The organism is Haloarcula salina (assembly GCF_049603855.1).
Taxonomy (GTDB): Archaea; Halobacteriota; Halobacteria; order Halobacteriales; family Haloarculaceae; genus Haloarcula; species Haloarcula salina_A.
On the sequence record NZ_CP187146.1, the window covers coordinates 2,962,339 to 2,979,977 of the forward strand.

19 protein-coding genes are annotated in these 17,639 nt (G+C 68.9%); 6 read left to right on the forward strand and 13 right to left on the reverse strand.

Annotated features, from left to right (window positions below; all coding sequences use genetic code 11):
* Positions 1-3: 3 nt before the first annotated feature.
* Together ACOZ4I_RS15045 and ACOZ4I_RS15050 are read left to right on the forward strand one after the other, a co-directional pair.
* The gene (locus ACOZ4I_RS15045; protein WP_424000953.1) at positions 4-744 is read left to right on the forward strand and encodes an ABC transporter ATP-binding protein; all 741 of its coding nucleotides are present in this window, start codon (positions 4-6) and stop codon (positions 742-744) included.
* Complete coding sequence (locus ACOZ4I_RS15050; RefSeq protein WP_424000955.1) at positions 737-2,179, forward strand: hypothetical protein; 1,443 nt, start codon at positions 737-739, stop codon at positions 2,177-2,179. Before ACOZ4I_RS15045 ends, ACOZ4I_RS15050 begins: the two co-directional genes overlap by 8 nt.
* A 218-nt stretch (positions 2,180-2,397) precedes the next feature.
* Here the strand turns inward: ACOZ4I_RS15050 and ACOZ4I_RS15055 are convergent, their stop codons facing one another.
* The 4 genes from ACOZ4I_RS15055 to ACOZ4I_RS15070 all read right to left on the reverse strand — a co-directional run bounded on the left by ACOZ4I_RS15055 (position 2,398) and on the right by ACOZ4I_RS15070 (position 7,294).
* Complete coding sequence (locus tag ACOZ4I_RS15055; protein ID WP_424000957.1) at positions 2,398-3,903, reverse strand: phosphoenolpyruvate carboxykinase (ATP); 1,506 nt, start codon at positions 3,901-3,903, stop codon at positions 2,398-2,400.
* A 742-nt stretch (positions 3,904-4,645) separates the two neighbouring features.
* On the reverse strand, positions 4,646-5,017 hold the full coding sequence (locus tag ACOZ4I_RS15060; RefSeq protein ID WP_424000959.1) for a hypothetical protein: 372 nt from the start codon (positions 5,015-5,017) through the stop codon (positions 4,646-4,648).
* Between the two features lie 104 nt (positions 5,018-5,121).
* Positions 5,122-6,216 (reverse strand): sodium:phosphate symporter, encoded by a 1,095-nt coding sequence (locus ACOZ4I_RS15065; protein WP_424000961.1) that lies wholly within the window; start codon positions 6,214-6,216, stop codon positions 5,122-5,124.
* Positions 6,217-6,352: 136 nt separating this feature from the next.
* Complete coding sequence (locus tag ACOZ4I_RS15070) at positions 6,353-7,294, reverse strand: hypothetical protein (protein ID WP_424000963.1); 942 nt, start codon at positions 7,292-7,294, stop codon at positions 6,353-6,355.
* A gap of 172 nt (positions 7,295-7,466) precedes the next feature.
* On the opposite strand from ACOZ4I_RS15070, the gene ACOZ4I_RS15075 reads away from it, so the two are divergent.
* From ACOZ4I_RS15075 to ACOZ4I_RS15090, 4 genes are all read left to right on the forward strand, one after another.
* Positions 7,467-8,363: a hypothetical protein gene (locus tag ACOZ4I_RS15075; RefSeq protein WP_424000965.1), complete on the forward strand. Its 897-nt coding sequence runs from the start codon at positions 7,467-7,469 to the stop codon at positions 8,361-8,363.
* A 102-nt stretch (positions 8,364-8,465) separates the two neighbouring features.
* Positions 8,466-9,455: a ring-cleaving dioxygenase gene (locus tag ACOZ4I_RS15080; RefSeq protein ID WP_424000967.1), complete on the forward strand. Its 990-nt coding sequence runs from the start codon at positions 8,466-8,468 to the stop codon at positions 9,453-9,455.
* A gap of 70 nt (positions 9,456-9,525) precedes the next feature.
* Positions 9,526-10,026 (forward strand): hypothetical protein, encoded by a 501-nt coding sequence (locus ACOZ4I_RS15085; protein ID WP_424000969.1) that lies wholly within the window; start codon positions 9,526-9,528, stop codon positions 10,024-10,026.
* Positions 10,027-10,083: 57 nt separating this feature from the next.
* Positions 10,084-10,611 carry a phosphopantetheine adenylyltransferase gene (locus ACOZ4I_RS15090; RefSeq protein WP_424000971.1) on the forward strand — a complete coding sequence of 176 codons (528 nt, stop codon included), beginning with the start codon at positions 10,084-10,086 and terminating at the stop codon, positions 10,609-10,611.
* A 29-nt stretch (positions 10,612-10,640) separates the two neighbouring features.
* Here ACOZ4I_RS15090 and ACOZ4I_RS15095 read toward each other — a convergent pair whose 3' ends face one another.
* From ACOZ4I_RS15095 to ACOZ4I_RS15135, 9 genes are all read right to left on the reverse strand, one after another.
* Positions 10,641-11,057: a universal stress protein gene (locus ACOZ4I_RS15095; protein WP_424000973.1), complete on the reverse strand. Its 417-nt coding sequence runs from the start codon at positions 11,055-11,057 to the stop codon at positions 10,641-10,643.
* Positions 11,058-11,149: 92 nt separating this feature from the next.
* The gene (locus ACOZ4I_RS15100) at positions 11,150-12,025 is read right to left on the reverse strand and encodes a universal stress protein (RefSeq protein ID WP_424000975.1); all 876 of its coding nucleotides are present in this window, start codon (positions 12,023-12,025) and stop codon (positions 11,150-11,152) included.
* Between the two features lie 135 nt (positions 12,026-12,160).
* On the reverse strand, positions 12,161-12,850 hold the full coding sequence (locus ACOZ4I_RS15105) for an urease accessory protein UreF (protein WP_424000977.1): 690 nt from the start codon (positions 12,848-12,850) through the stop codon (positions 12,161-12,163).
* Entirely contained in the window at positions 12,847-13,518 is a 672-nt protein-coding gene (locus ACOZ4I_RS15110) for an urease accessory protein UreE (protein ID WP_424000979.1), read from the reverse strand. Before ACOZ4I_RS15110 ends, ACOZ4I_RS15105 begins: the two co-directional genes overlap by 4 nt.
* Positions 13,518-14,417 carry an urease accessory protein UreD gene (locus ACOZ4I_RS15115; protein ID WP_424000981.1) on the reverse strand — a complete coding sequence of 300 codons (900 nt, stop codon included), beginning with the start codon at positions 14,415-14,417 and terminating at the stop codon, positions 13,518-13,520. The genes ACOZ4I_RS15110 and ACOZ4I_RS15115 overlap by 1 nt, the downstream gene beginning before the upstream one ends.
* Positions 14,417-15,040: an urease accessory protein UreG gene (gene ureG, locus ACOZ4I_RS15120; protein WP_424000983.1), complete on the reverse strand. Its 624-nt coding sequence runs from the start codon at positions 15,038-15,040 to the stop codon at positions 14,417-14,419. The genes ACOZ4I_RS15115 and ureG overlap by 1 nt, the downstream gene beginning before the upstream one ends.
* Entirely contained in the window at positions 15,037-15,423 is a 387-nt protein-coding gene (locus ACOZ4I_RS15125) for an urease subunit gamma (RefSeq protein WP_424000985.1), read from the reverse strand. The genes ureG and ACOZ4I_RS15125 overlap by 4 nt, the downstream gene beginning before the upstream one ends.
* Entirely contained in the window at positions 15,420-17,126 is a 1,707-nt protein-coding gene (gene ureC, locus ACOZ4I_RS15130; RefSeq protein WP_424000987.1) for an urease subunit alpha, read from the reverse strand. Before ureC ends, ACOZ4I_RS15125 begins: the two co-directional genes overlap by 4 nt.
* Positions 17,123-17,545: an urease subunit beta gene (locus tag ACOZ4I_RS15135; protein WP_424000989.1), complete on the reverse strand. Its 423-nt coding sequence runs from the start codon at positions 17,543-17,545 to the stop codon at positions 17,123-17,125. Before ACOZ4I_RS15135 ends, ureC begins: the two co-directional genes overlap by 4 nt.
* Between the last annotated feature and the right edge of the window lie 94 nt (positions 17,546-17,639).

Consider the following 17,639-nt stretch of genomic DNA (forward strand, 5'->3'; position numbering starts at 1 on the left):
GCCGTGCCAGCAATCCAGATCGAGTCCTTCCGCAAGTCGTACGGAGACGTGACCGCCGTCGGCGACCTCTCGCTGTCGGTCGCCGAGGGGGAGCTGTTCGGTCTGCTCGGACCGAACGGCGCGGGCAAGACCACGACGATGGAGACGCTCACCGGCCAGCTCGCCCCCGACGGCGGGGATATTTCGGTGCTGGGCGTCGACCCGGTCGCCCACCCGACGCGGGTCCGCGAGCGGGTCGGCATCCTCCCCGAGAAGGAGTCCCCGCCGAGCTTCATGACGCCGCGGGAGTACTTCGAGTTCGTCGGCGCGGTCCGGGGCCTCGACCCCGAGACGGTCGACGAGCGGATCGAGCGGTGGGCCGACCGGCTCGGCTTCACCGCGAAACTCGACACGATGGCCACCGACCTCTCGCGGGGCCAGCAACAAAAGGTGATGATCGCCGGCGCGTTCCTCCACGAGCCCGCGCTCGTGTTCATCGACGAGCCGCTGGCCAACCTCGACCCCATCGTCCAGGAGCGGGTCAAGCGCTTCCTCCGCGACTACCGCGACGCGGGCAACACCATCGTGCTCACCACCCACGACGTGGACGTGGCGGCCGAACTGTGCTCGCGGGTCGGCATCGTCTACGAGGGTGGCCTCGTCGCGGACGTGCGCCCGGCCGACCTCCCGGCCGACGAGACGCTGCTGGACGTGTTCCTAGACCGCGTCGACGCGACCGTCGAGGGGGAGGTCGGGGATGCCTGACGGGCGGACCCGCCGGGTCTTCGTCGCCATGCTCCGCGAGGAGTGGCGGCTCCACGGCCGCCTCTTTCGCGGGACGCGCTTCGCGCTGTTCCCGGTGCTGGTCGCGCTCGTCACCGCGGGAGCGGCGGGTGGGGTCGTCGCCACCGGGACCGCACCCGAGACCGTCTACGCCGGGCTGCACGCGCTGGCGGCCGTCTTCGGCCTCCACACCGGCTCGATCGGCTTCGTCGGGCGCGACGCTATCGACGACCTCCTCGGCGACCTGACCCTGCTGGTGTTCTCCGCGCGGACGCTCCCGCTGTCGCAGTCCCGACTGCTCGGCGTCTTTGTCGTCAAGGACCTCGTGTACTACGCGCTCCTGTTCCTGCTGCCGATCTCGCTGGGGACGGCGGCCGCGATCTCGGCCGTCCGCGGGGTCTCGGACGTAGCGTCGCTCGCCGGAACATCTGCCCTTCTGTGGGCGACGCTGACGTGTGCGTTCGTCCTGGGCATGGGCGCGACGCTCGCCGTCCTCGGGCTTACGGGTCGGGGCCTGCCGGGGCGTGCGGTCCTCGGCGCGGTCCTCGTCGCGGGCGGCGCGGCGTGGACGACTGGCGTCGACATCGCGGCCTACTCGCCCTACGGCGTGTTCCTCGCGCCGACGGGGCCGCGAATCGCGGCGACCGGAGTTGCCGTCGCGGCCGTTTCACTGGTCGGTGCCGCGACGTTCGACCCGTCAGCACGTCGGCCGGCGCGGACCGTCGGACCGTCGTTTCGCCGCTGGCGACGTCGCCTCGGCGACCCCATCGCGACGAAGACGCTCCTCGACGTCCACCGGAGTGCCGGCGGGTTCGGGAAGGTGCTGTTCTCCGCCGGCGTCCTCCTCGGCGTCACGGTCGGCCTGACCGACCTCGCGGGGCGAATCACGGGCGTCTCGCCCTCCGCCGGCATCTCGCTCGGCGCAGTGCTCGGGCTCTCGGGGTTTACCACATACAACTGGCTCACGCAGTCCGACGACGTGGACGCCTACCGGGCGCTCCCGCTGTCGGTCGCGTCCCTGTTCGCGGGGAAGCTCCGCGCGTTCCTCCTGCTCGGCCCGGCTGTGGGCCTCGCCGTCTACGCGCCCGCAGTTGTCTGGCGGGGCGGCCCGGTCGGCGAGGCGGTCGTCGGGGCCGCACTGCTCGTCGGCGTCGCCTGCTACATCTTCGGGACGACCGTGTTCCTGACCGGGTTCTCGCCCAACGAGTTCCTCTTCGACACCGCGCTGTTCGCCGTGTTCGGCCTCGCGATGATCGTCCCGCTCGTTCCCGTGCTCGTCGTCGGCTTCGCGCTCGCTCCCGTCTCGCCAGTTCTGCTCGCCGGCCTCGGCCTCGGGAGCGCGATGCTCGGTCTCGTCGGGTTCGCGCTCTATCGGCGCGCGATACCGAGGTGGACGCGGCGGTATCGGCAGGGCTGAGCGGCTTGCGACCCTGCGATCGCCGTTCGGAGAGCCGGCTTTCGGCCGCGGGAGGATGCCGCCAGATTTGGGTTCAGGATTCGAAATACAGAACTGTATCTACGATATATGTGGATAGAAATAGACTATTTGCTAGAGTGACGTACAGTGATAAATGCAGACCATTCCGACAGTCAACGCTGCCACTGAGCGGGAAAAACGCCCGCCAGCGCGTCGCGTCAGTAGAGCGCGTCGACGATGTCGTCGTCGAGGTCGTCGAACTGGTCGAGGTACGACTCGCGCTCGTCGCGGAGCGCCGCGAGCGTCGTCTCGTAGTCGTCGAGGTTCTCCGAAACGGCGAACTCGTCGATATCGAGACCGGAGACGGACGCGGGAACGGTGAAGCCGGTCGCCTCGTCGGTCTCCCACTCCAGCGTCCCGCGCGAGATGCCCCGGAGCAGCGTGATCGTGTCCTCGACGCCGACGTCTCGCGACCCGACGGAGCCTGTGTTCAGGACGTAGCAGTCGACGTCGAGATCCTCGATGAGGTCGCGGAAGCGATTGCCTTCCTCGCCCTCCGACCCGATGATGAAGGGGTTCGTCCCGACGACGCGGATGGACTGGCCGGCGGCGGACGGGTCGCCGGCGCTGGTCTGGATGGATTCACCCAGCATGAACGCGACGGCGGCCTCCTCGGGCGAGAGCTTCGCGACCGGCGGCATCGCGGGCTGGCGCGTGATGAAGAAGATCTGGTCGACCTCGGGGAGGTCGATATCCGCGCCCGCGGAAGAGAGCTTCTCGCGCTGGATGATCGCGCGGCCGTTCGAAGAGTAGCGATCGCTGTCGAAGTCTACCGTTCCGTCAGGAGCCACGTCGACGTTGTCCAGGACGGCCGACTCGTCCGTCGTGGCGTCGTAGATCCCCGGTTCCGTCTCCCGGTCGAGCCCGTGTGTCTTGACGAACAGGCCCTGTCCCTCGCTGCCGGCGACGCTCCCGTCGGGGAGGAGCGCGCACACGTCGTCCTGGAGCATCGTCGCGTCCTCCGGGTCGTCGAGCCAGAGACCGTGGGCGGTCAGCGTCGACTTCCCGGTCCCGGAGAGGCCGAGGAACAGCTGGCCGACGGTCTCCATCCCGTCGTCCGTTTCGAGTTCGACCTGCTTGCTCCCGGCGTGGAGCCCGAGGCCGCCCTGCTGTTTCGCGCGGAGCATGAACAGCCTGAGGAACGACTTCTTCGCCTCACCCGTGTAGTCGCTCCCGGCGACCGCGGTGAACCCCTCCTCGGGGAGGATTCGGATGGCCGTCCGGTCCCACTCGGGTACCTGGACGGTATAAAAGTCCGGTTCGGCGTCGGGATCGGCCGGTTCCAGCAGTTTGGCCAGGCTGAGCGCGATGCGGCTGTACTCCTCCGGGACGTAGTACCGGCAGGTGTAGCTGTTGTCCGCGTGGCGGCCGACTTTCCGGTCCAGACAGACCATCGCCTCCTCGGTGGCCACCGAGACGAGGTCCTCCATGAGGCGGTAGTCCTCGCCGTCGAACGCGTCGTCGACGTTGTTCTTCGTCTTGTCCGCGTTCCGGGAGCGCTCGTCGCTGACGTACGACGGTGCGCCGAAGGAGGTTGTCGTCTCCAGATCGCTGGAAAACGACCGTAGCTGTTCGAGCGACGGATTGTATCGAACGTTGTCGGCCGTTTCGGGATCTGGTAATCCAGAGACCAACTGGTGGGTCGCCGGAATGGAGTCGGACATCGTACCCGGTGGCAGGAGGTATCTGATAATAAATTTATGGGGACTCACAGTGTAGTTAATTCGTTCGCTCAAAGGGTTCTCACGGTAAATACGGCCAATACGAGTGTCTGCCACCGTCTCGGCCCGAGACCGGGGTGGTTCCCCATCGGCCATTTTCGCCCAAGTATCCCGTCGCCAACCGCGTCTCAGCACCCACATACTTTTATTGCAGATAGTTTGCGCAGCGAGTAGCCACGTGCGCGTGTCTGTCTGGAAACACTGACGCGACTCGGTCACCGTTCGACACTGTGGAATCCGGTCGATAACGAGCGTACGGTTGTTAGTCAAAGACATGGCATACAGGCACCCGGCGACGGCCTATCGAGGCGCGAGTGCCGCAGATGACCCCGAAACCCCGGAGGGTCCACGGTCCGAGGTGCGTGGTCGGTTCAGTAATCTGGAATCGACAGTATCGGCCGTCGAGTTGAGGCGACAGAACGCTCTGACGCACGGCCGAATATTCGAAGTATCGTTCGGCCGTTATGGACTTATATCACCGAAATCTGCAACCACATATCCATTTTCTAATTACAAATTTTGGTGTATGGGTTGTCCTCTTGAGAACACCACTGACTAGCCTGCGAATTTTGCTCTCGATGCTGTTCGTAGAACGCGCTCAGCAGGTCGTAGACCCCCAGTAGGGGCCACCACCATTCGGGAGCTGAAGTCGCCGACGGTCAGTCCGCACCCAAGCCTGCCGTGGTTACGGCTCGCCGAGTTCGCTGGTCCAGATGTGCTCGATGTCGTCCTCGAGGTCGTCCGTCGCCAGAACCTCGACCCCGGAGAGATACTCGCGTGCGTCGGTGAGGTGCTGCTGGACCTTACTCACCGACTCGACCGATTTCGCAGCGTAGAGCGAGATGCGGGCGCGGTTGATCTCCAGTCGCTCCGCGAGCGCCTGTTCGGTGGCGATCCCGTGCTCGTCGGCCAGTTCCGACATGTTTTCGAGCACGCTCGTCGGGACTTCCACCTGAGCGGTGAGTTCCCGCGACGGCAGGTCGAGCGTGACGACCGACGTTTCGCAGTCTCCCTCCCCCCACGGAGCGATGACGTACTCTCGCTGTTCGGTAGCCATGCTCGCACAGACGGAACAGGTAGGTATATTTACCCGCTGGCTAACGATCGGAATGGGCCGTATAACGCCCGAATCCATCGAAATCACCGGTGCGTGTGTACGGGTTACCCGGTGACCAGCGGGACGAGCACCAGCCCGAGTGGGACGGCGAGAAGCACGAAGGCGAAGGCGACGAACAGCCGTCGGTCGTCGAGGAGACGGTCGTACGCACCGAAGACACCCCGGCTGTAGGTGTCGAGGACGAGGAGCGCCGCGAGCGTCACCGCCGTCGCGACGACCAGGAGTTCGAGGACGACCGCGACGCCGACGGCCGAATCGAGCACGACCGCGACGAGGAGCGTGTCGAACAGCGTCCCGATGTTCGCTCCCAGAACGTACGGGACGAGTTCCTCGCGGGTGACGTAGCCGCGGTTGTACAGCGGGACGACGACGCCGAGCGAGAACGCGACGCTCGTGGTGAGCCCGGTCACCAGCAGCCCGACGGCGAACGAGACCCAGGTGCGCTGGAGGCGGCTGAAGAAGCGCTCGCGGAGCGTCTCGGTGTCGACGGTTCCGAGGAGTCGGTCGAAGAGCGTCAGGCTCCCGAACAGGAGCCCGACCGCCAGACAGAAGGTTAGCGCCGGCCCGACGCGCGCGGTGATTGCCGCCGTGAGCGGTTCGAGCACCGAGAGCGACCGGACGCCGAGTGACCAGTTCCGAGTGAGCGCCCCGAGCGGGTCGCGGAGCCACGGGAGCGCGACGTAGCCGAGGACGGTGACCGGGAGGTATATCGAGAGGGTCAACAGAAAGGCGAGCAGGCCCAGGCTGACCGACTCCTGCAGCGTGTAGCGCTCCTTTTGAAAGAAGTCGAGCGCGCCGATGAAGACGACGATGGCCGCGGCACCCAGACGCGACCCCGCGATCAGCAGGAACAACTGGGGGGCCGACACGACGTCGGCGGTGAACAGCGAGAGCGCGAGCGCCGCGACGACGGACCCGTTACCCAGCGCGTACGCGGCGAGCCAGCTCAGGCCCAGCGCGGCGGCGTCGCCGACGACGACGCGGAAGAACACCTGCCTGAGAAGCGGGGCAGCGGCGTCGGTCGCCGCTCCCAGTAACTGCACGGCGAACAGGAACAACAGGACGGTCACGACGGTTCCGAGGGGGAGACGCCCCGCCGAGGTGATCCGACCGAGTGTCTGGGAGACGCGGGAATCCATGGTAGCGGCTCCCGACTGCGCTGTCGCGTCGCCGGGAGCATCGTGGAGACGGTTCGACCAACGAGGTAATGGAAGCACCGAAAGGACAGTTATTTGCCAAGTATGTCCACGGTCGCTGCAAGCGGAGTCGGACCCGCTACAGGAGCGCGAGACCCAGTTGCGCTTCGACGTGAATCACGGCCACGAGGACCGTCTGGAAGACCGCGAGCGCGGCAATCGGGACCCAGACCGAGCGCGTCCGCTCGTAGCCCGACAGGCCGATGCCGAAGGCGGCGACCCAGAGCAGGTCGCCGACGGTCTGCGCCAGCGGCGTGAGGTCGGTGGCGAGGCCCAAAACGCCGACCGCGGCGAGGGCGAGCACGGCGGCGTGTCTCGCCTCCAGTGACCGGAGCGGCGCGTCCGATCGACGGTGGCGAGAGAGCACGCCGACGGCCATCCCGAACGCGACGCCGAACACCAGCGAGAGGACGACCTCGATGACTGCGCCGGGTGTGGTCGGGAACGGTCCCACGTCGATGGGGAGTAGCCAGAAGACGGCGACCAGCGACGCCGCGACGCTCACGGCGTGCTCCGGAAGGAGGTCCCGCACACCCTCGTAGACGACGCCACAGAACAGCAGGCCGTAGCCGACGCTGACGAACGCCGCCGGGAGGACGGCGAGGCGAATCAGGGAACCGGCCGAGGCGTCGGCGCTGACCCACCGCTGGGTCATCGCGCTCAGTCCGGTGTCGAAGAGAGTGTTCCCCGCGATTGCGACGCAGACCGCAAGCGCGGCGGGGGCGAGCGTCACCGCGAGCGCCGTCGACCACGAGCCCTGCCGCGGGAGCGCGAGTCGCAGATCGAGGTCCCGATACCACGCGTACGCCACCGCTCCCAGCGCCAGTCCGCCGAGGGACGTGATCGCCGAGACGACGAGCAGTGCCAGCGACGCGCCGTCGACCCACCGGGTCGCGAGGCGAGCGAGGGTCCCGACCGCCGACGTCCAGACGCTGATCGCGACGAGCGCGGCGAACAGCGCGCCCAGACCGAGCGCCGTCCGGTCGTGCTCGGGTACCACCCCATCTACTGCAGTTACCATCAGAAAACGTACCGAATATTCACACGTAAAATTTCGCCTGTATTTCGCCACCGGTTGGCAGGAATTCGCTGTCTCGACACCCAGAGGCGCTCTTTTCGATTGAGAGAATCGGAGCGTCGGACCGACGCGGGCGCCGGAGTGCTTTCGGTCCTGCCGCGAGTGAGTGGTCGGTATGTATACTAGACGACAGCTCCTCTCGGGAGCGGCGGTCGCTGGCTCGACGGCGCTCGCGGGCTGTTTCGGCATGTTCGGAACGGATCACGCCGCCTACAGCACGGCCGGCGACACCATCGAGGGCGTGGACTACGACTCGGTCCAGTCGCGCGCCCGCGAGGCCGGCTACACCGTCGAGGGCCCCTACTACGTCAACGCGAAACGGGAGATCGGCCGGGAACTGACAGTGCCGGCGCTCGCAGAGCAGTTCGGAACGGACGCCCGCGTGGTGCTCACGCAGTTCAATTACTCCGCGACGCGGTTCTTCGAGGTCGACTTCACGGTGCCCGACGGCGGCGTTCGACTGGCGTTCTTCGACGACGCGCTGGACTTCGAACAGCCGTTCCGGCCGACGAACCTCCCGCCGGACGACTGGCTCAGCGAGCAGTTCGCGCTCCTGTTCGACCTCTCCGCGTCGGCGACGGCGGGGCTCGTTGCGGACGTGAAATCGGCCGCCGCGGGCACGTCCGAGCACTTCCTCACGTACCGCGTCGACCGCGAGACCGACCTCGAAGCCGTTCACGGAGCGTTCGCCGAGCGGGCCACGTCGGTCACCACCTCGGAGACCTACGGCGACGGCTGGGCGAACCAGACGTACGCGGACGAGCGCGGGACGTTCGGCCAGTTCAGCGTCGTCGTCCCGAGCGTCCGAATCGTGACGACGGACGCCGGCCACGAGTACGTCGTCAAACTGGACCGCCTGGGCGGTCTGTGGCTCCTGGTGACGCTCGAACCGGGGGAGACGATCCCCGAAGACGAGTACCGGGGCGTCTTCCGGCAGATGTTCGAGGCGGTCGGGCTCCCGGCCGAGCGCGTCGACGAGTACGACTTCGAGTACACGCCGAGCAACTGGTGAGGCGTCGGCTCCGGCGGCGTCGCCGCGACCGTAACAGCGGTCGCGACCCGGTAACACTCGCGTCAGCACGAATTGAAGTACGCGCGACGCCTACTCGGAGTAATGACAGACGCACCACCGACGCCGGGGATTCACCACGTCACGTGCATCGCGGGCGACCCGCAGCGAAACATGGACTTCTGGGTCGAGACGCTCGGGCTCCGCCTCGTCAAGCGCTCGATCAACCAGGACGACCCGGGGACGTACCACTTCTTCTTCGCCGACGCGGAGGGGACCCCCGGCACGAGCATGACGTTCTTCCCGTGGGAGGACATGCGCCAGGGAAAGGTCGGGTCCGGCCAGGTCTCCCGGACGGCCTTCCGGGTCCCCGAAGGGAGCCTCGACTACTGGGAGGACCGATTCGACGAGTACGGCGTGGACTACGACGAGCGCGTCGAACGGTTCGGCGAAACCGTGCTCCCGTTCCGGGACCCCGACGGCCTGCCGGTGGAACTGGTCGCGGTCGAGATTCCGGACGACGACCCGACCGTGCCGTGGACCGAGTTCGTCCCCAATGAACACGCCATCCGCGGGTTCCACTCGGTGACGCTGTGGCTGGCCGACCCCGACCCGACCGAGGACCTGCTGCGGACGATGGGCTTCGACGAGGTCGGGACCGAACAGGCGCAAGGCGACACGCCGGGCGACGAGCGGACCCGCTTCGCCGCCAGCGGTCCGGTTGGGGCGTACGTCGACGTGCTCCCGACCATCCAGGGCGGCCGACAGGGCCACGGGACGGTCCACCACGTCGCCTTCCAGACGCCGACCGACGACGACCAGGCGGCGATGCGCTCGGCCGTCCGGTCGCGAGGGCTGCAGCCGACCCAGCAGATCGACCGTCACTGGTTCCGGTCGGTGTACTTCCGCGAGCACGGCGGCGTCCTGTTCGAACTCGCCACGAGCGACCCGGGCTACACCAGCGACGAACCCCTCGACGACCTCGGCGGTCGGCTCGTCCTCCCCGGGAAGTTCGAGGACCGTCGTGAAGAGATCGAAGCCGGGCTCACCGACGTGACCGTGCCGCGGGCCGAGACGGCCGACGCCGACGACTGACGGCCGCGGGAACGGCGGCCGGCGCAGCGGGAACCAAAGATTACGTGCGGGCGGCACCGTGTTGTCGAGTATGGTCCTCCTCCAGTCGCTCCTCGACACCGTCAGCGGGTGGCTCACGTTCGGGCTGTCGCTGCTGGTCCCCGGCGTCGTCGCGTCCGTCTGCTGGCTGCCGTTCCTGCTCGCGAAGCGGCTCCGAGCGCTGTTCCGGTCGCTGCCGCCGACCGAATCGCTCGCCCCGTCGTACGCTCTCTCCGGGATCGGGGCGTCGCTCCCGTTCGTCGTCGGGACGCTGGTGGTTCTCGCGACCGTCGACACGGCCGGCCGCGGCGGCGCGGTCCGATTGAGCAAGCCGCTGTTCACGATGTCGCTGCTCCTCTTCGGTGCGTACACCGCGGGACTGCCGGTGATCGGCGTCCTGGGACTGCCACGGGCCGGTATCGACTGGGATCCGACGGGCTACGGCGCGTCGACGTGGCTGGTGCTCGCCGGCGGCGGGGCCTGGTACGCGCTCCTGTTCGCGGTCCCGCTCGCGCTGGCGAGCATCGTCGCGGCGCTCCCCGGCGGGTACTGACCGGGCAGAGCGGCGCGCGGCCGAGCACCTATGGGGCCGCCGTGTGCAGTGTCAGGTATGTCCGATTCGGCCCGCACCGCCATCCTCGGCGGTACGTTCACGCCCGTCCACAACGGTCACCGCGCGCTCCTCCACAAGGCCTTCCAGACCGCGAGCCACGACGGCCCCGGCGAGGGCCACGTCATCGTCGGGCTCACGAGCCCGGACCTGGCTACGGAGACGCGCGGCGACCCCGAGCACGCGGACCTGCTCGGCTCCTACGAGGAACGCCGGGACGCCCTCGACGCGGAGCTGAGCGAACTCGACGACGCCTACACGGCGTCCTACGAGATCCTGAAGCTGGCCGACGTGCAGGGGCCGGCGGCGACGCGCGAGGACGTGGACGCGCTCGTCGCCTCGCCGGAGGCGAAGGCCCAGCGCCGCGCGTACGAACTCAATCGGGAGCGCCGCGAGAACGGCCTCCGGCCGCTGGAGATCCACACGCCGCCGTTCGTCGTCGCCGAGGACGGGACGCGCATCAGCAGCACCCGGATTCGAAACGGCGAGATCGACGTCCACGGCCGGCTGCTCGACGGGAGCGAGTGAGCCCCAACTCGACCGGCGTCGGCCCGGCGTCAGACGAGCTGGACCGGGCGGTCGGAGTGGGTGACCACCCGGTCCGCGACGCTACCGATGTGGTGGCCGGTCCGCGAGGCCCCGTGTCGGCCCAGCAGCGTCAGGTCGGCGTCGATTTCGTCGGCGTACGCCACGATGGTCTCGTGGGGCTCGCCGTGACAGCACTCTGCGACGAACTCCACGTCGCGGGCCTCGGCCCGTTCCTCGATATCGGCGAGCAGGTCCCGCGCGAAGTCCTCCAGTTCGTCGACGACGATCTCCGTCGTCGAGAGGGCCGGCTCGCCGTATCGACCGGTGTCGACGACCGAAATCGCGTGGACGACGGCCCCGCGACTGGCAGCCAGGTCCAGTGCGTATTCGACAGCGCGGTTCGCCGGGTCACTTCCGTCCGTCGCGACGAGGATCGTTTCGTACATCGTCATCCCGTCGTGTCAATCGTTCCCTATTATCAATAAAGTAACCTTCCGTGGCTGGCCGAACGACGGCCGGGACGCGACGCAGTTCGCGGTCACTCCGCCGCGTCGAAGTCCTTCGTCGCGAGGACCGGCGCGTCGCTGAGTCGAATCACGCGCTCGGTGACGCTGCCGAGGAGGTATCGGTCGAGCCCGGTCCGGCCGTGCGTGCCCATGACGATGCAGTCCGCGTCGTTCTCCTCGGCGTAGGCGTCGATGGCGCGGTACGGCGTCCCGTTGATGACCGACGCCTCGACGGTCGAGACGTCCGCCGCCTCGGCGCGCTCGATGACGCTGTCGAGCGCTCGCTGACCGGCCGCTTCGAGCGCTTCGAGCACCGTTCCGGTGTCGACGTCGCCCCAGAGGACGCCGAGGTCGACGACGTTGACGACGTGGAGTGTCGCGTCGGACGCGGCCGCGAGCGCGATGGCGAGGTCGGCGGCGGCCGACGCGCACTCGCTCCCGTCGGTCGGAACGAGGACGTCCTCGAAGGGCAGGTCGACCGTCGCGTCCTCGTGGACGGTCATGACCGGGACCGGCGCGTCGCGGAGCGTCTGTTCGGCCACGCTCCCGAGGACGAACCGATCCAGCCCGGTCCGGCCGTAGGTCCCCATCACGATGCAGTCCGCGCCGGCGTCTTCGGCGGCCTCGACGATCGCCTCGTGAATCTTTCCGGGGTCGTCGATGACGGCGGTCGTGGCCTCGACGCCGCCCGCGGCGGCCTTCTCGGCGATTTCCTCGGTGGCCCGTTCGCCGCGGTGGGCGAACTCGTCGGCGTACTCGTCGTCGACGCCCGGCGGGAGTTCCCCCAGTTCGAGGACGTGGACCGCGTGGATCGCGGCGTCGAACTCCCGGGCGAGCGCCACGGCCGCGTCGGCCGCTGCGGCGGCTACGTCGCTCCCATCGGTCGGAACGAGAATCTTGTCGTACATTGACACTCACGCGTAATTGAATCCGCTCCCGTCTAAAACTACGGCGTCGTTCCCGATCGGTGGGAAATCTGTCACGTTGGCGGGGCCGACGCGAGACGCGGCCCCGGACACGGGAAGGCCGCGAGCCGACCGGTCTCAGCTGGCGAACAGTCGGCGCTCGGCCCGTTCGTGGTCGGCGGCGAGCACGTCGACCAGCGGCGCGAACGGCGTCATGTCGTCGATGGTCCGGTCGGCGCTGTCCTCGACGGCCTCGGTCATCACCGCGCCGAGGTCGTCCAGGATGCGCTGGGCGTCGGTGTGGCCGAGCGAGAGCAGGCGCTGGGCCGCGCCGAGCAGGCCGGTGACGAAGCCGTGACAGCACAGCAGGCAGGCCTCGCGCTCGTCGACGCCGGCCAGGCCCGTCGCCGCGCCGAGGACCACGGCGTAGTTGCCGGGCGACTCGTCGGCGGCGACGCGGTCGGCGTAGTCCGTCAGGAGGGCGTCGTCCCGAAGCTCGGTCTGGAGCGAGAGCAGGCGGTCCCCGGACTGCTGGGAGCTCTCGCGGAACTCAGCGGCCAGCGTCACGGCGCTCAGTCGCCGGTCAGCCGCACACAGCGCGTCGAGATCCCCCTCTCGCGCGGCGGCGTGGGCAGCCCGGAGGGCCACGAGTTCGGCCGGGCCGACCTGCCGGCGAAGGTACGTCGCGAGCAGCGCTTCGAGATCGGCGGCGTCCTCGATTCGGTCGTCCTGCACGAACTGCTCCAGCCCGTAGGAGACGCTGTAGGTCCCCACCGGGAGGAAGGAGTCCGCGAGGCGGAACGACTCGAGGGTCGCGGCGTCGCTCACGGGTCGCCCCCGTCGATGGTCCGGACGCCGTGGTCGTGGTCCTCGCCGTCGCGGGAGTGGGTGTGGCCGTCGCCGCCGTGCGAGTGCGAGTGGGTGTGACCGTCGCCGTGCGAGTGGTCGCCGTGACCGTGGCGACCCTCGCCGGCGTGACTGTGGCCGTGGTCGGCGTGGCTGTGCCCGCCCTTGTCCCCGTGGCTGTGGTCGGCTCCACCGTCGTCGAACGTCGTCGGCGGGACGCGCTCGTACCGCGTCGGCACGTCGGGGAGGTGCTCGGCCACCGCGGCCTCCATCCGCGCCTTCGAGTCGGCGACCGGGAGCAGGACCTCCCCGTCGCGGACGGCGAGGTCCCAGTGCTTGTTGCCCACCGCGTGGCCGAGTTCGAGGGCCGCGGTCGGCGACACTTCGCCGGCGACGTCGAGCACGAGCGCCTCGACGGCGGCCAGTTCGACCACGACGAGCGTGCCGTCGTCGGCTTCGAGCACGTCGCCGTCGGCCAGGTCGCGGGCCACCACGATGCCGAGGTCGCGGCCTCCGACCGTCTCGGTCCGGACCCGCGAGCGGCGGCGCTCGGTGTCCGAGAGCACGACGGAGACGGACTCCGCCGCGGCGAGGCGGTCGGCGACGCTCTCCTCCTCGCGGTGGCCGACGTACGCCTTCGCGACCAGCATCAGTACTTCCTCCCGGTCGGCGCTGGGGCGTCGATCAGGTCCCGCCGAGCGTGGTCCCAGGCCGCGTGCAGCGTCGACTGCACGGTCTCGGCGCGGTCGCCGAGCGCCCGGACGGCGACGCCGGCACCGTTCGGGAGCGCCGTCGCCCCGGCGCGGGCCGGTCCCTCGGCGACGACCGCGTGCAGCGCGTCGCTCAGGGCGGCGGCGTCGCGGTCCGGTGCAACGACGAACGCGGTCCCGTAGACGGTATACTCGCCGAGGACGCCGGGCGCGGTCGGGTCGTCCTCGCCCGGCGTCAGGTGGGTCGCGTCCTCGAACAGGAGGCCGTCCGGCCCGGTCGCCCGCACGCGCGAGAGGTAGCGCTCGAACTCGAAGCGCTCGCCGCGGGCGAGGCGGCCCGGCACGACCACGTCGGCGACGACGGCCGTCCCGCCGGCGTCGAGGTCCAGCGAGAGATCCTGGACGTACCTGGCGTCGGCGTGGAGGATCGTCGGTTCGGGCACGTAGTCTAGGTGGCCGCCGGACTCGACGCGGAGCGCGGTGTCGGCGGCGGCGTAGTTGCACGTCATCGTCTGGACCTTCGTCGAACTCTGGGTCGAGACGTGGGCGACGGCGTCCTCGCCGACCTCGACCGTCACGTCGTGGCGGTCGCCCTGCGCCACGCCGCCGGTCGGCGACTGGACGAAGACGGTGTCGGCGTCGGGATGGGGGTCGTGGCCCAGCGTCCCCGAGACGTGGAACGGGACCGTCGCGTAGTCGTGGACCAGACGCGTCCCGTCCGCCGTCGCGGCGAACGTCAGTTCGAGGACGCCGTCCTTGCCCGGCGACCCCACGGCGGCCTGCGGGACGGCCTCGGTCGCGTACCCCTCGAAGGCCGGGTGGGGCGCGTCGGCGGCCATCAGGCGAACAGCACCCCCTCCCGGACGTGTGTCAGCACCTCGTCGACGCCCGTCTCGTCCTTGCAGTTGGTGAACACGACCGGGCCATCGCGGACCTCGCGGGCGTCCCGCTCCATCACCTCGACGTCCGCGCCGACGTGGGGCGCGAGGTCGGTCTTGTTGACGACGAGTAAGTCGCAGTCGACGACGCCCGGCCCGCGCTTGCGCGGGATGTCCTCGCCCTCGGCGACCGAGATTACGTACAGCGAGTAGTCGGCGAGTTCGGGGTTGAACGTGGCCGCGAGGTTGTCGCCGCCGCTCTCGACCAGCACGAGGTCCAGTTCTGGGTGCTCCGCGAGGAAGGCGTCGATCTGCTGGAGGTTCATCGACGGGTCCTCGCGGATGCCCGTGTGCGGGCAGGCCCCCGTCTCGACGCCGGCGACGAGGTCCTCGGGGACGACCCCGGCGAAGCGCTCGCGGAGCACGTCCGCGTCCTCCTGCGTGAGGATGTCGTTGGCGATGACGCCCACGTCGAGGCCCTGCTCGCGCAGTTTCGGGACGATGGCGGTCAGCAGCGAGGTCTTCCCGGAGCCGACCGGGCCGCCGATCCCGACCGTCGCCACGTCGCGGTGCGTGAGGCTCACTCCGCTGCCTCCGTCGCGGCGTCGTCTCCGCCGTCGGCGTCCGCGTCCTCCCCGTCAGCGTCGGCGATCCCGACGCTGTCCGAGCGGATGGGGTCGTGGACCGTGACGAGCTTCGTCCCGTCGGGGAACACCGGTTCGACCTGGATCATGTCGATCATCTCCGGGACGCCGTCCATCACGTCCTCGCGGCCGAGCAGCTTCGACGCGCCGGAGCGGATCTCGGCCACCGACTGGCCGTCGCGGCCCCGCTCGATGCACCAGTCGCTGATGTAGGCGACCGCCTCGGGGTGGTTCAGCGGGACGCCGCGTTCCTTGCGACGACGCGCGACCTCTGCCGCGGTGAAGACCGTGAGTCGTTCCTGCTCTTTGGCTGTGAGTTTCATAGCAAGTACCGCTGTGCGAGTGGCAGTTCGGAAGACGGTTCGCAGGTGACGTGTTCGCCGTCGACCCGCACCTCGAACGTCTCGGGGTCGACCTCGATGTCGTCGGGGCAGTAGTCGTTGTACACCATATCGTCCTTGCCGGGGGTGCGCGTGCCCTCGACGGGGACGACGGGCGTATCGAGGCCGTACGCCTCGCCCACGCCGGCCTCGGCGGCCGCCGGGGAGACGAACGAGAGCGAGAGAGCGTGTCTGGCCTTGCCGACCGCGCCGGCCCGCTCGCGCTGGAGGATCGGCTCGCAGGTCATCAGCGAGCCGTTGGCCTCGCCCATCTCGGAGTGGACCGGGAAGCCGCCCTTGAACGTCATCGCCGGCTTGACGCCGAAGAAGGCGGGGTCCCACAGCACCACGTCGGCGAGTTTGCCGGGTTCGAGCGTGCCGACGTACTCGTCGATGCCAGCCGAGATGGCTGGGTTGATGGTGTACTTCGAGATGTAGCGTTTGATGCGGAAGTTGTCGGCGTCGGTCCCCTCGTCCTCGGGGAGCGGGCCGCGCTGGGACTTCATCTTCGAGGCCGTCTGCCAGGTACGCGAGACGACCTCGGCCATCCGCCCCATCGCCTGTGAGTCCGAGGTCATCATCGAGATGGCCCCCATGTCGTGGAGCACGTCCTCGGCGGCGATGGTCTCCGCGCGCACCCGGGACTCCGCGAAGGCCACGTCCTCGGGCACGTCGGGGTTGAGGTGGTGACACACCATCACCATGTCCAGGTGCTCGTCGAACGTGTTGTCGGTGTAGGGCATCGAGGGGTTCGTCGACGACGGGAGCATGTTCGGCTCGCCGACCATCTCCATGATGTCCGGGGCGTGGCCGCCGCCCGCGCCCTCGATGTGGAACAGGTGCATCGTCCGCCCGTCGACGGCGCTGAACGTGTTCTCGACGAAGCCCGCTTCGTTCAGCGTGTCCGTGTGCATGCAGACCTGCACGCCCTCGTCCTCGGCCACGTCGAGGCAGGTGTCGATGGTCTCTGGCGTCGACCCCCAGTCCTCGTGGAGTTTCAGCCCGCACGCGCCGGCCGCGACCTGCTCGCGGAGCGGGCCGGGGTCCGAGGCGTTGCCCTTGCCGTAGAAGCCGACGTTGACCGGCCACGCCTCGGCGGCCTGCAGGAAGCGCTTGATGTTCTCCGGGCCGGTCGTACACGTCGTCGCGCCGCCGCCGTAGCCCCCGCCGAGCATCGTCGTGATGCCCGAGGAGAGGGCGTGCTCGTGCAGTTGTGCCGAGTTCCAGTGGATGTGGATGTCCAGGCCGCCGGCGGTCGCGATCTTCCCCTCTGCGGGATACACGTCGGTCGACGGGCCGACGACCATGTCGACGCCGTCCATCGTGTCGGGGTTGCCGGCCTTGCCGATGCCCGCGATCTCGCCGTTTCGGATGCCGATGTCGGCGGCGACGATTCCGAGAACGGGGTCGATGATCGTCGCGTTCGTCAGCACCCAGTCGAGCGCGCCCTCCTCCTGCGTGACGCCGGCGGCCATCCCGAGGCCGTCCCGGAGGGTCTTGCCGCCGCCGAACACCGCCTCGTCGCCGTGGGTCCGCAGGTCTTCTTCGACCTCGGCGAACAGTTCCGTGTCGCCGAGGCGGACCCTATCGCCCGTCGTCGGCCCGTAGAGGTCCGCGTAGTTCTCGCGGTCGATGTCGCGTGTCACTCCGCACCCTCCTCCTCGCTCCCGCCGTCTGTCGCCGCGTCGGCCCCGGTGTCGCGGAAGCCCGCCGCGCGCATGCGCTCGACCGCGTCGCTCGTGTCGCCGTCGACGCTCCCGTTCACGAGTCCGTTCATGCCGTGGGCGCGGCGCTTCCCGCCGATCTCGACGAGTTCGACGGTCTGCTCCTCACCGGGTTCGAACCGGACGGCCGTGCCGGCGGGGATGTTCAGCCGCATCCCCATGGCCGCTTCGCGGTCGAACTCCAGGGCCGCGTTGGCCTCGAAGAAGTGAAAGTGCGACCCGACCTGCGAGGGGCGGTCGCCGGTGTTCCCGACGGTCACTTCAGTCGTCTCCCGGCCCTCGTTCAGCGTCACGGTCCCCTCGCCCGGGACGACCTCGCCGGGTACGAGTCCGTCACTCATCGCGACGGCACCCCGCCGATTTCTGACTGTTCGTCTATCATCTGCCCGTCTCTTTGGATACTCATACTAAAATGGTTGCTCTCGACGCAATTGA

Bases quoted from the DNA above. Each gene is read 5' to 3' on its own strand.
- ACOZ4I_RS15050 (WP_424000955.1), top strand. From the start codon at position 737: ATGCCTGACGGGCGGACCCGCCGGGTCTTCGTCGCCATGCTCCGCGAG.
- ACOZ4I_RS15055 (WP_424000957.1), bottom strand. From the start codon at position 3,903: ATGTCCGACTCCATTCCGGCGACCCACCAGTTGGTCTCTGGATTACCA.
- ACOZ4I_RS15060 (WP_424000959.1), bottom strand. From the start codon at position 5,017: ATGGCTACCGAACAGCGAGAGTACGTCATCGCTCCGTGGGGGGAGGGA.
- ACOZ4I_RS15065 (WP_424000961.1), bottom strand. From the start codon at position 6,216: ATGGATTCCCGCGTCTCCCAGACACTCGGTCGGATCACCTCGGCGGGG.
- ACOZ4I_RS15070 (WP_424000963.1), bottom strand. From the start codon at position 7,294: ATGGTAACTGCAGTAGATGGGGTGGTACCCGAGCACGACCGGACGGCG.
- ACOZ4I_RS15075 (WP_424000965.1), top strand. From the start codon at position 7,467: ATGTATACTAGACGACAGCTCCTCTCGGGAGCGGCGGTCGCTGGCTCG.
- ACOZ4I_RS15080 (WP_424000967.1), top strand. From the start codon at position 8,466: ATGACAGACGCACCACCGACGCCGGGGATTCACCACGTCACGTGCATC.
- ACOZ4I_RS15085 (WP_424000969.1), top strand. From the start codon at position 9,526: ATGGTCCTCCTCCAGTCGCTCCTCGACACCGTCAGCGGGTGGCTCACG.
- ACOZ4I_RS15090 (WP_424000971.1), top strand. From the start codon at position 10,084: ATGTCCGATTCGGCCCGCACCGCCATCCTCGGCGGTACGTTCACGCCC.
- ACOZ4I_RS15095 (WP_424000973.1), bottom strand. From the start codon at position 11,057: ATGTACGAAACGATCCTCGTCGCGACGGACGGAAGTGACCCGGCGAAC.
- ACOZ4I_RS15100 (WP_424000975.1), bottom strand. From the start codon at position 12,025: ATGTACGACAAGATTCTCGTTCCGACCGATGGGAGCGACGTAGCCGCC.
- ACOZ4I_RS15110 (WP_424000979.1), bottom strand. From the start codon at position 13,518: ATGCTGGTCGCGAAGGCGTACGTCGGCCACCGCGAGGAGGAGAGCGTC.
- ACOZ4I_RS15115 (WP_424000981.1), bottom strand. From the start codon at position 14,417: ATGGCCGCCGACGCGCCCCACCCGGCCTTCGAGGGGTACGCGACCGAG.
- ACOZ4I_RS15125 (WP_424000985.1), bottom strand. From the start codon at position 15,423: ATGAAACTCACAGCCAAAGAGCAGGAACGACTCACGGTCTTCACCGCG.
- ACOZ4I_RS15135 (WP_424000989.1), bottom strand. From the start codon at position 17,545: ATGAGTGACGGACTCGTACCCGGCGAGGTCGTCCCGGGCGAGGGGACC.